Origin of the sequence: Chelativorans alearensis (genome assembly GCF_010993735.1) — a bacterium.
In the GTDB taxonomy this organism is placed as follows: domain Bacteria; phylum Pseudomonadota; class Alphaproteobacteria; order Rhizobiales; family Rhizobiaceae; genus Chelativorans; species Chelativorans alearense.
Genome location: NZ_WQNI01000013.1, coordinates 308939 through 321220 on the forward strand (window position 1 = coordinate 308939; position 12282 = coordinate 321220).

13 protein-coding genes are annotated in these 12282 nt (G+C 64.8%); 4 read left to right on the forward strand and 9 right to left on the reverse strand.

Annotated elements, in window-relative coordinates; all coding sequences use genetic code 11:
* Positions 1-131: 131 nt before the first annotated feature.
* Genes GPJ75_RS20265 through GPJ75_RS20280 form a run of 4 tightly spaced genes read left to right on the forward strand, consistent with a single transcriptional unit; the run spans position 132 to position 2894 of the window.
* Positions 132-842, forward strand: a complete 711-nt coding sequence (locus GPJ75_RS20265) for a Tim44/TimA family putative adaptor protein (protein ID WP_163270680.1) — start codon at positions 132-134, stop codon at positions 840-842.
* 44 nt (positions 843-886) lie between these two features.
* On the forward strand, positions 887-1993 hold the full coding sequence (gene mltA, locus GPJ75_RS20270; RefSeq protein WP_163270682.1) for a murein transglycosylase A: 1107 nt from the start codon (positions 887-889) through the stop codon (positions 1991-1993).
* Positions 1990-2517 carry a Smr/MutS family protein gene (locus GPJ75_RS20275; RefSeq protein ID WP_163270684.1) on the forward strand — a complete coding sequence of 176 codons (528 nt, stop codon included), beginning with the start codon at positions 1990-1992 and terminating at the stop codon, positions 2515-2517. Before mltA ends, GPJ75_RS20275 begins: the two co-directional genes overlap by 4 nt.
* The gene (locus GPJ75_RS20280; RefSeq protein ID WP_163270686.1) at positions 2514-2894 is read left to right on the forward strand and encodes a helix-turn-helix domain-containing protein; all 381 of its coding nucleotides are present in this window, start codon (positions 2514-2516) and stop codon (positions 2892-2894) included. The genes GPJ75_RS20275 and GPJ75_RS20280 overlap by 4 nt, the downstream gene beginning before the upstream one ends.
* A gap of 78 nt (positions 2895-2972) precedes the next feature.
* On the opposite strand, the gene GPJ75_RS20285 is transcribed toward GPJ75_RS20280, so the two are convergent.
* The 9 genes from GPJ75_RS20285 to dnaQ all read right to left on the reverse strand — a co-directional run bounded on the left by GPJ75_RS20285 (position 2973) and on the right by dnaQ (position 12256).
* Entirely contained in the window at positions 2973-3941 is a 969-nt protein-coding gene (locus tag GPJ75_RS20285; protein ID WP_163270688.1) for a DUF1402 family protein, read from the reverse strand.
* A gap of 125 nt (positions 3942-4066) precedes the next feature.
* Positions 4067-5377 carry an ATP-dependent protease ATPase subunit HslU gene (gene hslU, locus GPJ75_RS20290; RefSeq protein WP_163270690.1) on the reverse strand — a complete coding sequence of 437 codons (1311 nt, stop codon included), beginning with the start codon at positions 5375-5377 and terminating at the stop codon, positions 4067-4069.
* Positions 5374-5916: a GNAT family N-acetyltransferase gene (locus tag GPJ75_RS20295; RefSeq protein WP_163270692.1), complete on the reverse strand. Its 543-nt coding sequence runs from the start codon at positions 5914-5916 to the stop codon at positions 5374-5376. Before GPJ75_RS20295 ends, hslU begins: the two co-directional genes overlap by 4 nt.
* Positions 5906-6454 (reverse strand): ATP-dependent protease subunit HslV, encoded by a 549-nt coding sequence (gene hslV, locus GPJ75_RS20300; protein ID WP_163270694.1) that lies wholly within the window; start codon positions 6452-6454, stop codon positions 5906-5908. Before hslV ends, GPJ75_RS20295 begins: the two co-directional genes overlap by 11 nt.
* A 271-nt stretch (positions 6455-6725) precedes the next feature.
* Positions 6726-7577: an ABC transporter permease gene (locus GPJ75_RS20305; protein WP_163270696.1), complete on the reverse strand. Its 852-nt coding sequence runs from the start codon at positions 7575-7577 to the stop codon at positions 6726-6728.
* A 10-nt stretch (positions 7578-7587) separates the two neighbouring features.
* The gene (locus GPJ75_RS20310) at positions 7588-8853 is read right to left on the reverse strand and encodes an ABC transporter permease (RefSeq protein ID WP_163270698.1); all 1266 of its coding nucleotides are present in this window, start codon (positions 8851-8853) and stop codon (positions 7588-7590) included.
* A gap of 75 nt (positions 8854-8928) precedes the next feature.
* On the reverse strand, positions 8929-10020 hold the full coding sequence (locus tag GPJ75_RS20315; RefSeq protein ID WP_163270700.1) for an ABC transporter substrate-binding protein: 1092 nt from the start codon (positions 10018-10020) through the stop codon (positions 8929-8931).
* A gap of 172 nt (positions 10021-10192) precedes the next feature.
* Positions 10193-11269 carry an ABC transporter ATP-binding protein gene (locus GPJ75_RS20320; protein WP_163270904.1) on the reverse strand — a complete coding sequence of 359 codons (1077 nt, stop codon included), beginning with the start codon at positions 11267-11269 and terminating at the stop codon, positions 10193-10195.
* A gap of 255 nt (positions 11270-11524) precedes the next feature.
* Positions 11525-12256, reverse strand: a complete 732-nt coding sequence (gene dnaQ / locus GPJ75_RS20325) for a DNA polymerase III subunit epsilon (RefSeq protein WP_163270702.1) — start codon at positions 12254-12256, stop codon at positions 11525-11527.
* Positions 12257-12282 lie beyond the last annotated feature (26 nt).

Consider the following 12282-nt stretch of genomic DNA (forward strand, 5'->3'; position numbering starts at 1 on the left):
ACGCTCGCCGATAATTTGAATGATCGGCGTGCGCGTTCTATATGCATCGGTAACGCGGCGGCATGTGCCGCCGTCCCCGGCACGGCGCCTCGCGGCGGGTGCGAGACGACAGAGCGGCTTGGCTATACAACATGGAATTCTTCGATTTCGGCACGATTTTCTTCCTGGTCGCGGCAGTCGTGATCTTCTTCCAGCTGCGCAACGTCCTCGGGCGCCGCACGGGAAACGAGCGGCCGCCCTTCGATCCCTATACGGCCGGCCGCGCCCGCCGCACCGGTGAGGCCAAGGCGGACAAGTCCGACAACGTGGTCTCCCTGCCACGGCGCAAGGGCGGCGCGGAGGCGGAGGACGGCTATGCGGCGGTCGATGCCGTCGCCGATCCCGGCACTCCGCTCAACAAGGGTCTGCGCGCCATCAAGGACGCCGATCCCTCCTTCGATCCCGCGGCTTTCGTGGAAGGCGCCAAGATGGCGTACGAGATGATCGTCATGGCCTTTGCCGACGGCGACCGGCGCACGCTGAAGAACCTTCTGTCGCGCGAGGTCTACGAGGGCTTTGTCTCGGCCATCGACGATCGCGAGAAGCGCTCGGAGAAGATCGAGTCCTCCTTTGTCGGCATCGACAAGGCGGCCCTCCTCGGCGCCGAGATGAAGGGTAGCGAGGCCCATGTCACGCTGCGCATCGTCAGCGAGTTGATCTCGGCCACGCGCGACAGCGCCGGCACCATCATCGACGGCGATCCGGAGACCGTGGCCGAAGTGAAGGACGTGTGGACCTTCGCCCGCGACACCCGCTCGCGCGATCCCAACTGGAAGCTGGTGGCCACCGAAGCCGAGGAATGAGCCGGTTGCAGGCGCGCGGACGGCGGATGTGAGGAGAGGTTTTCTTGAGCCTTTCCGCCGTATTCTCTCCCGTCTCCTATAGCGATCTGCCCGGCTGGGGCGACGACGGCGCCTCGGCCGCATTCGCGGCCTTCGCCCGCTGTGCCCGCTACACTGAGACCCGGCCTTACCGCACCGGCAGCCTCGGCGTCGCTGCTGAAGCCTTCGCGGATGCCTATGCCCACGCCCGCAACACGCTTCAGCCGGCAAACGCCGCGGCGCGCGCCTTCTTCGAGCAGCATTTCCTTCCCTTCCGCATCCGGCCGGAGACGGCCGGAAGCGGCTTCGTCACCGGCTATTACGAGCCGGAGACCGAGGCCTCTCCGGTGCGGACAGGGCGTTTCTGCGTGCCGCTCTATCGCCGGCCGGACGATCTCGTCGCCGTCGATCGGCAGAACCGGCCCGCCGCCCTCGACCCGTCCTTCGCCTTCGCCCGGCGCGACGGGAAGAGGCTCCTCGCCTATCACGACCGCCAGGCGATCGACCGCGGCGCCCTTGCCGGCCTCGGCCTGGAGCTGTGCTGGTTGGCCGATCGGGTGGAGGCGTTCTTCATCCATGTCCAGGGTGCCGCCCGCCTGAAGATGACCGACGGCAGCCGGAAGCGCGTCTCCTACGCCGCCAAGACCGGCCACCCCTTCACCGGCATCGGCCGTGTGCTGGCAAGCCTCGGAGAGGTCCCGCTTGAAGAGGTGACCATGCAGTCGATCCGCGCCTGGCTCGCCGGCAATCCGCGCCGCATGGACGAGATCCTGTGGCACAACAGGTCCTACATCTTCTTCCGCGAGACGCCGGTTGGAGACCCCGCCCTTGGGCCGGTCGCCGCCGCCAAGGTGCAGCTGGAGCCGGGGCATTCCATCGCCGTCGACCGCCTTTTGCACACGTTCGGCACCCCCTTCTTCATCGACGCCCCGAGCCTGCGCGAAGGTTTCGATAAGCCTTTCCGCCGGCTGATGATCGCCCAGGACACGGGGTCCGCCATCACCGGCCCAGCGCGCGGCGACCTTTTCATCGGCACCGGCAAGGCCGCCGGCGCTGTCGCCGGAAAGATCCGCCACCCGGCGGATTTCTACGCCCTCCTGCCGCGCGCGCTTGCCGAGGGACGGCGGCCATGAAACGCAAGCGCCTGACCGACGAAGACCGCATCCTGTGGAGCCGCGTCGCCCGCACGGCGGTCCCGATGAAAGGAAAGGCGTTTCCCGACGAGGCGCTTGAGCCGCCTCCGGCGCTGGCCGGCAAGCGCCAGCGCCCCCTCGCACCGGCGGCGGAGCCGAATGCGGACATGTCCGCGGGCCCGGAACGACACCCGCGCAGGCTGGATGCGCCGACCCGCGAAAAGCTGGCCAAGGGCCGTCTCGACATCGCCGGTCGGGTCGACCTGCATGGCATGACGCAGGAGGAGGCGCACATCCTCCTCCTGTCCTTCCTGCGCCGGGCCTATCAGGCCGACCGCCGCTACGTGCTGGTCATCACCGGCAAGGGCTCGTCCGGTGAAGGCGTGCTGCGCCGCGCCGTGCCGCAATGGCTCGCAACGCCGCCCTTCCGCGCCATCGTCGGCGGCTACGAGGAGGCGGCCAGGCATCATGGCGGCGGCGGCGCGCTCTATGTGCGCCTGCGCCGCGCGGGGGGCGGGCGATGACGCCTTTCGCCGCAAGGATACGCCAGATGCGCCGCGCGCGCGGCGTCACCCAGAAGGAGATGGCGGCCGCCCTCGGCGTAAGCCCGGCCTACCTTTCCGCCCTCGAGCATGGCCGGCGCAGCCCGCCCAACTGGGCCATGGTCCAGAAGATCATCGGCTATTTCAACGTCATATGGGACGAGGCGGACGAACTGCAGCGCCTCGCCACGCTCTCGCATCCCCGTGTCGTCGTCGACACCGCCGGCCTCCCGGACAAGGCCACCGCCCTCGCCAACCTGATCGCCCGTCATATAGCCGAGCTTGATGAGGAGGAGCTGACGCGGCTTTTTGACGAGCTGGAGGGAATTTTGGAGAAGAAGCGGAAGGTGACGGAATAGACGATGCGAAGTTGAAGCGGCACCAAGGCCGCAGTAGCCCTCATGGTAAGCTTGTCGAGCCACGAGGGCGCTCGGTCCTCACGATTCGGCGATCAACGCCTCCAACTCCTCCAGCTTCTCGTTCACCAGCCAGCCGTAGTAGTTCTCCCTCGGCAGCATGGGCGCGCGGCCCTGCTTGCGGAGCAGATGATTCTTGGCGGCAAGCTTGGCGGCGCGGGTTTCCGCGTTTCCGAGATTGTAGAGGGTGGCCGTGATGCCCGGATTCCTGCTGATGTCGAAGCCGGCGATGTCGGCGTAGGCGTCGATGGATTTCCTCAGCGTCGCCGCCACATAGGCGAGCGTGATATCGGGGTTCATGATGGTCCGGTAGACCCTCTGCGGGTCGCGGTAGTCGAGCTTCTCCAGCCCGGAGACCTCGTTCACGATATCCGTCACTTGCAGCGCCGTCAGCGGGTTGAGCTGACCGATACCGAAGGTCTGCCCGGCATAGAACGGCTGGAAGAAGACGGCGCTGAAGCGGTCGTCGGGGAAACGCTGCCCCTCGACACGGCGCCCGCGGAATGCCGTATCCCACACCTTCTCGCGGCAGCTCCACAGGTCGTAGCTGCCCTTCTTGCCTTCGCATTCGGAAAATTCCGGACGCTTGAGAAACACCTCCAGGCTTTCTCCCGCATGGGAGAACGAGAAGGAGCTTTTCAGGTACGACACCGCCTTCACGTAGTAGGTCTGCAGGTGGTCGTAGGCATCCACATTGTAGGTGTGCTCGCCGACGATGGCGCCGAGGATGTGGATCGGCGCGATGTCGTAGGCGTCCGCCGCCTCGCGGATCTTCACGCGCAGCGCAGCGTCGTTTTTCAGGAGCTGGTAGACCTTGGCGTATTTGGCCTCGAAGGTCGTCCGCCCGGCGCCCGTGCGCCGCGCGGAGGCGCCGGGCACCGGCGGCTGCTCGGCGCTGCGGTTGCCCGGCGGCACAAGTTCGGCGGCTCCCGAAGAGGCCGCCGTCATGCCCAGGAATATGCCCAAGAGGATGCTATGCCTCAGCGCCATCCGCCACCCAAACGCATTTTTGCCGAACAGTTTTTTGATTGACCGCAACCTATGGAAAGCCCCCGTTCAAGTCGAGGGAAATCCGCAGGGGCCGGGGCGGTTGTCCGCCGGGTGTGGCCGTTACCTCACAGGATGAAGCGCGAGAGGTCGGTGTTCTTGGCCATGTCGCCCACATTCCTGTCCACGAATTCGGCGTCGATGGTCACCTTGGAGCCGGAGCGGTCCGGCGCGTTGTAGGAGACATCGTCCAGCACGCGCTCCATCACCGTTTGCAGCCGGCGGGCGCCGATGTTCTCGACGCTGGCGTTCAGATCGACGGCGATCGCCGCCAGCCGGTCGATGGCGTCGTCGGTGAATTCGAGCTCCACGCCCTCCGTCTGCATCAAGGCCACATATTGCTTTATGAGGCTCGCTTCGGTCTCCGTCAGGATGCGCCGGAAATCATCCTTCTCCAGCGCCCTGAGCTCGACGCGGATCGGCAGCCGCCCCTGCAGCTCCGGCAAAAGGTCCGAAGGCTTCGACACGTGGAAGGCGCCGGAGGCGATGAACAGGATGTGGTCGGTCTTCATGGGCCCGTACTTGGTGGCCACCGTCGTGCCCTCCACCAGCGGCAGGAGGTCGCGCTGCACGCCCTCGCGGGAAACGCCGGCGCCCATGCCGCCCTCGCGCGCGGCGATCTTGTCGATTTCGTCGAGGAAGACGATGCCGTCGTTCTCCGCCGCCTCCATCGCCCGCTGCACCACCTCTTCCTGGTCGAGCAGCTTGTCCGATTCGTCGTTGATCAGGTGCTTGTAGGAGTCCTTGACGGTGGTCTTGCGTGTCTTGGTGCGCCCGCCGCCCATCGCCTTCTGCAGCATATCATTGATGTTGAGCACCCCGATATTGGCGCCCGGCATGCCGGGTATCTCGAAGCCGGGCATGCCGCCGCCGGTGTCGGAAACCTCGATCTCGATCTCCTTCTCGTCGAGATCGCCGCTCCTGAGCTTCTGGCGGAAGCTGTCGCGCGTGGCGGGGCTCGCTGTCTTGCCCACCAGCGCCTCCAGTACCCGCTCCTCCGCGTTCATGTGCGCCCGCGCTTTCACGTTCTCGCGCATCTTGTCGCGCGTCAGCCCGATCGACACTTCCACGAGGTCGCGCACGATCTGCTCCACGTCGCGGCCGACATAGCCCACCTCGGTGAACTTGGTGGCCTCCACCTTGATGAAGGGCGCCCCCGCCAGCCTTGCGAGCCGGCGCGAGATCTCCGTCTTGCCGACGCCCGTGGGGCCGATCATCAGGATGTTCTTCGGCATCACCTCCTCGCGCAGCTCCGGCTCGAGCTGCTGGCGGCGCCAGCGGTTGCGAAGGGCGATGGCCACGGCGCGCTTGGCGTCCTTCTGGCCGATGATGTAGCGGTCGAGTTCGGAAACGATCTCGCGCGGCGAAAAATTGGTCATATCGTCGTCTCGTGTGCGTGTGTCTGGTATTGCATGATCAGTGAACCTTGCGTCCGCCCCGCAAGATGCGGGATGGGGCGGAACCCGGCCTTCGTATAGGCGCGCACGGCGCGCGTGTTTTGCGGGTCGGGGTCGATGATGATGGTGGTATGCCCTTCATTCAGCAGCTTTCGCACAAAAGCGCCGAGCGCCGCGGTGCCGATCCCCTTCGACAGCTTCTCCGGGTCGCCGATCGATAGGTCGACGCCGACGGTCTCGGCCGGCAGCTCCATGAGCCATGGGTTATCGTCCACCCATTCCTTGTTCTGGTGGTGGCCGATGAACCAGCATTGGATATAACCCACCGGTTCCTCGTCCAGCACGATGAGAAAAGGCTGCGTCGTGTCACGCCCGGCCACCATGTCGCGGATATGGCCCAGCTCCTTCTCCGGCTCTCCCCACCATTCGCGCACATGCGGCATTTCCAGCCAGCGGCGCAGCAGGGGAAAATGTTGCGCCGCGACCGGCTCGAAACGCAGCGTTGCGCTCTCAGCCTTCATCCAGCGTTTCCAGAATGATGTTGTCGTTGGTGTAGATGCAGATGCTGGCGGCGATCTCCATGGCACGCCGGGCGATCTCCTCGGCGTTCTTGTCCGTGTCGAGCAGGGCTCGCGCGGCGGCCAGCGCGTAATTGCCGCCGGAACCGATCGCCATCACCCCCTGTTCCGGCTCCAAAACGTCGCCGTTGCCGGTCAGAGCCAGGGTGACGCCCGGGTCGGCCACCAGCATCATCGCTTCCAGCCGCCGCAGATAGCGGTCCGTGCGCCAGTCCTTGGCCAGCTCCACGCAGGCGCGCATGAGCTGGTCGGGATACTGCTCCAGCTTGGCCTCCAGGCGCTCGAGCAGCGTGAAGGCGTCGGCCGTTGCGCCGGCGAAGCCGGCGATCACGTTGCCCTTGCCGAGGCGGCGCACCTTGCGGGCGTTGCCCTTCATGACGGTCTGGCCGAAGCTCACCTGGCCGTCGCCGGCGATCACCACCTTGCCGCCCTTGCGCACGGTCACGATGGTCGTGGCGTGCATGGATTCCATTTCGCTCATCGGTGCACTCCTTCAGCGCACCCCGCCCCAAGAGGGTGCCGTTCAGAGCGCATATGTAAGGCCCGAAGGCGAGAATGCAAACGGGCGGCCAGGGCCTGCGGAGATGGACCAGCGAAACGCTTCGGCGGCATGACGCGCGTTTGGAAGACTTGTGCAGCCTCGGACAAGCCCGCACCCCTTCACGGAGACTGCCCGGGACCCATTCCGGTACATTGGCAAGTCACGGAAGGATCCTCGGGTGAAGCCGGGCAAGCCCGAGGATGACGATGGTCTACCCTGGAGACATGCCGCGCAGGCGCTCGTTGCGCCGGCGGATCATCTCCAGCGTGGTCAGGAGGATGATCGAGAGCGCGACCAGGAGGCTTGCGAGGGCCAGGATCGTCGGGCTGATCTCCTCGCGCAGGCCGGAGAACATGCGGACCGTCATCGGCGTCTGGGCCGGACCCGCCATGAAGTTGACGATCACCACCTCGTCAAGCGAGGTGACGAAGGCGAACAGCGCGCCTGCTATGACGCCGGGCAGGAGCAGCGGCAGGATGACCTTGAAGAAGGTGCGCGACTGATTGGCGCCGAGGCTCTGCGAGGCACGGATCAACGTCTCATCGAAGCCGGCGAGCGAGGCGGTCACCGTGAGAACGACGAAAGGCGTGCCAAGCACCACGTGGCTGAGAATGATCCCCGGAAAGGTGTTCGCCAGGCCGGCGCGGGCGAAGAACGAAAACAGCGCGGCCGCGGTGATGATGAGAGGGACGATCATCGGCGAGATCAGGATCGCCGTGATGATCCCGCGCGCCGGCATGTGGCGCCGGTTGAGGCCGAGGGCGGCCAACGTGCCGAGAGCGGTGGCGATGATGGTGGACGAGATCGAGATGATGAAGGAATTGCGGATCGAGCCCATCCATTCCGACGAGCCTAGCAGGGCCCTGAACCAACGCAGCGAATAGCCCTCCGGATCGAGCGCCAGCATCTCGCGCGTGAAGGTGAAGTAGGGCTCCGCGTTGAAGGCGAGCGGCACGATGACGATGATCGGCGCGATCAGGAAGAAAAAGATGAGCGCGCAGATGGCGCGGAACGCATAGTACCAGATGCGTTCGGCCGGTGTTGCATATGATGGCACTGCCATTGCCGCCCCCTTATCCGAATTTCAGCTTGTCGACGCCGACGAGCTTGTTGAAGACCCAGTAGACGACGAGCACGGCGACCAGGAGGATCGTGGCGAGCGCGGCGGCCAGCTTCAGCTGGGCGCTCGATCCCTGCATGTTCTGGGCGATCAGGTTGGAGATGAATATGCCGCTGTCGCCGCCCACCAGCGCCGGCGTGATGTAGTAGCCGATCGCCAGGATGAAGACGAGGATGCAGCCAGCCGCCAGCCCTGGGATCGTCAACGGGAAATAGACCCGCCACCAGGCGCGGAAGGGATGTGCGCCGAGCGATTTCGCCGCGCGCAGGTAGCTCGGCGGGATCGTCTTCATCACAGAATAGAGCGGCAGCACCATGAACGGCAGAAGGATGTGCGTCATGGCGATGATGGTGCCGGTGCGGTTGTAGATCATCCGCAGCCTGCCCCGGCTATCGATGATGTCGAGCGCAACGAGAAGCTCGTTGATGACGCCCTGCTGCTGCAACAGCACGATCCAGGCCGACGTTCTGACCAGAAGCGAGGTCCAGAACGGCAACAGAACCAGGATAAGCAGCAGGTTGGCGACGCGGGCCGGCTGCGTGGCCATCAGATAGGAGATCGGGTAGGCAAGCAGGATGCAGATGCCGGTGATCAGCATGCTCATCCACGCGGTACGCCAGAACAACGCCTTGTAGATCCGGTAAACCTCGGGGCGCGGCCTGATCTCGCCGTCGGCGGTGTATTCGTAGTCGAGCGCCAAGAGGTAGTAGGCAGGGGTGACGAGGCGGGTCTCGCGTTTCAGGAGACGCCAGAAGTCAAGGTCGGACCAGCGCTCATCGGCCTCGAGGAACTTCTCGCGGTAGGGCGCCGACCACTCGTCGACCTCCCGCGCTGTGCGCATCATGCGGCTGCGCGCTCCGGGGATCTCGCGGTTGATGCGGGCGGCGGCACGGCCGATCGTCCTTTTTTCCACGCCGACGATCATGTCGGCGGCCATGGCCTGGAACACCGGCTCCGGCGGCACGTCCTCGCCGTCCCATTCCTGTAGGGCGGCGGCTGTCTGCGGCAGGAAGTTGCGGACTTCGGGGTTGTACACGGAGCGCCAGATCATGCTGGCGATCGGCACAGCGAAGACGATCAGTATGAACAGGAGAAGCGGCGCTACCAGCAAGAACGCGGCTCTGCGCTCGCGCGCCTGCGAGCGCCGCAGGGCCTGTTTGAGCGGTGTGCCGTCCGCCGCAAGAATCGGTTCTTTTATTGCCCCGTCCGTCGATGCCATGGCTGCCGTCCAACTCCCCTCGGTTCGCCGGGAAGCGGCGGGGCGCACCTCAGCGCCCCGCCGCTATTTCCTTCGTCAGCCCGCGACCCAGGCGTTGAAGCGCTCTTCTAGCGCGTCGCCATAGTCGGTCCAGAACTGGACGTCGAAGGTGACGGCCGTCTCCAGGTTCTCGGGATTGGTCGGCATGTGCGGCTTCATGTCGATATCCGTATCCTCAAACGTGCCGACGAGCGGCGCCGACGAGGCACGGGCCGGGCCGTAGGAGATGTACTTGGCCTGGTCGGCGAGGCGCTGCGTGTCAGTTGCGAAGTAGAGGTAATCCCTGATGAGCTCCATCTTGTCTTCATTGCCGACGGGTACCACCCAGCCGTCGGACTCGAGCATTTGGCGGTCCCAGATGATCTCGAACGGCTGATCCTCGTTGACCTGGGCGTTGAAGATACGGCCGTTATAGGCGGTGGCGATCACGGCCTCCTTGTCGGCCAGCATCTGCGGCGGCTGCGCACCTTCCGACCACCAGATCACGTGGTCCTTGATCTCATCGAGCTTGGCGAATGCGCGGTCCTGGCCTTCGGGCGTGGCGAGCACTTCGTAGACCTCCTCGTCCGGCACGCCGTCGGCGATCAGTGCCCATTCGAGGTTCTTCTGCGGGATCTGCTGCAGCGCCCGCGTGCCTGGGAACTTCTCGACGTCCCAGATGTCTCCGATCGTTTGCGGACCACCGTCCGGGAACGCTTCGGTGTTGTAGGCGAACATGGTCGCATAGAGGATCTGCGGGACGTAACAGTCGCCGAGCTGGCCTTCGATGAAGTCCTCCGAGGCCGGCGTGCCGTCCGGCGCGGGGGCAAGCCATTCGTCGTGATCGATGATCTCCAGCAGGCCTTCGTCGCAGGCGCGCTGGGCATCGGCCTGCAGCATGTCGACGATGTCCCAAGTCACGTTGTCGGCCTCGACCTGCGCGCGGATGCCTGCAAGCGCGTTTGCCGACTTATCCTCGTTGACGATCTTGACGCCGGTCTTCTCGGTGTAAGGCTCGTGATATGCCTTGATCTGGGAGTTGCTGTAAGCACCGCCCCAGGAGACGATTGTCAGCTGCTGGTCCTGCGCCACCGCGCCTCCCAGCGCGATCGCGGCGACAGAGCCGGTCAGGATTAGAACGCGTTTCATACTGGCACCTTCCTCTTAAAGTTTCTGGCCTTTTGCAGTCTCTGGCCTTTTGCAGTTTTTGGTTTTTCCTGCGGTTTTTAAACGCACAGGAACGTGGCCGGCATTGTTCTTCGTTTGTTAAGGTCGCCGGCTGACCTCGTCCGCGCAGTGCGCCATAGCGCTCTGCTGGCCGTCACTCGTGATCGAGCGCGCGGCAGTCTTCCGTCGCCCAGCCGACCCGCACACTCGCACCGGGATCGAGGCGACGGGCGCCCAGCCGGTTGCGGGTCTTGACGACGAAATCGCTGTTGCCGGCCACCGTCATCCGCGTGCGGATATGGTCGCCGAGATAGATCACCTCTTCGACACGCGCCGTGACCGTGTGATCGGAGACACTTTCGTCGGGGTCGATCTCCACCCGTTCCGGGCGGATCGAAAGCTGTGTGCGCTCGCCGGGACCGGCATTGACTGCCAGCGCCTCGACGATCTCACCGTCGGTAAGCTCGACCCGGGCGATGCCCTCATTGATGGCCTTGACCTTGCCGACAAGCGTGTTGTTCTCGCCGATGAACTGGGCGACGAAGCTGTTCTCCGGCTTTTCATAAAGCACCTCGGGGGCGGCAAGCTGCTGGACCACGCCGTCGTTGAACACGGCGATGCGGTCCGACATGGTCAGCGCCTCGCCCTGGTCGTGCGTGACGTAGATGACCGTGACGCCGAGCGATTCGTGGATGTGCTTGATCTCCAGCTGCATATGCTCGCGCAACTGCTTGTCGAGCGCGCCCAGCGGCTCGTCCATCAGCACCAGCTTCGGTTCGAACACAAGCGCGCGGGCAAGCGCCACACGCTGCTGTTGGCCGCCCGAGAGTTGCGCGGGGCGGCGGCCGTGAAAGCTGCCGTCGCCCATCTGCACCATGTCGAGGGCGCGCTGGACCTTCTTTTCCGCTTCCGCCTTGCCGATGCCGCGGACATCGAGCGGGAAAGCCAGGTTCTCGGCGATCGTCATATGCGGAAACAGCGCGTAGTTCTGGAAGACCATGCCGATGCCGCGCTTGTGCGGCGGCACACTGTTGATCGGCTGGCCATCGAGATAGATCTCGCCATGGGTCGCCGGCTCGAACCCTGCCACCATCATCAGGCAGGTGGTCTTGCCGGAGCCGGAGGGGCCGAGCATGGTAAGGAACTCGCCCTTTCGGATCTCCAGATTGAAGTTCTTCACGACGAGCGTTTCGCCGTCATAGGACTTCTGCACCTTGTCGAAGTGAACCATAGGGCGGTTTGAACGCACGTCGCCCGAAGATACGCGCGGTGAGCCCACTGGCTCCGCGTCTTTCACATCACTCAATAGATAACTCTCCCCTTCGGTTTCGCCCATTCGGGCTTATTTGGTGTTCCCAATTGAGCTTAGACCTAGTGAGGGCATCGAGCAATGCCCTTGGGGAGGTTGTGTCTTGGGCTCGCAAATCCGCTTAAATTCCGCGGCGAGTGGTGGGCGGATCGTTCCGATATCCCACAACCGGGAGTATCAGGCGGTCTCGGCCTGGTCGGGGGCCGGGCGTTTCGCCGCCTTCAACCATAGGGCCTTCTCGCCCAACTCGCTCACCAGCGCCTCGTGCGCGTCACGCTCGGCCGCGGTCAGGCGTGGAGTGAGCGGGCGCTCGCGCTTGAGAGGAACAACGGGCGTGCCGGGTGCCAACGAGCGCGCGGTGCTTTCCTGAGGGGCGACTTCCAGGCCGAACGTCGCCTGCTTGCCGCCGATAAGCTCGATATAGACCTCGGCCAACAGTTCGGCGTCGAGCAGGGCGCCGTGCTTTGTGCGGCGCGAATTGTCGATGCCGTAGCGGCGGCACAGGGCGTCGAGCGAGTTCGGCCCCATGGGGTGCTTGCGGCGGGCGATCGCCAACGTGTCGACGACGCGCCCGGGGTCGACCACCGGCTGGCCGAGGCGGCCAAACTCGGCGTTGACGAAGCCAATGTCGAAATTGGCGTTGTGGGCGACCAGCTTGGCGCCTTCAACGAACTCCAGGAACGAATCCGCGATTGCCGCGAAGACGGGCTTATCGGCAAGATCGGCGTCAGAGATGCCGTGCACGGCCTGAGCTTCCGGGTGCACGGAGCGCCCGTCGGGATTGATGAAACAATGCAGCGTACGGCCTGTCGGGAAGCGGTTTACCAACTCAACGCAGCCGAGCTCGATGATGCGGTCGTCGCGCGGATCGAGGCCGGTGGTTTCCGTATCGAAGATGATTTCACGCATCGAATCACTCCCCGCACGAAGCATGA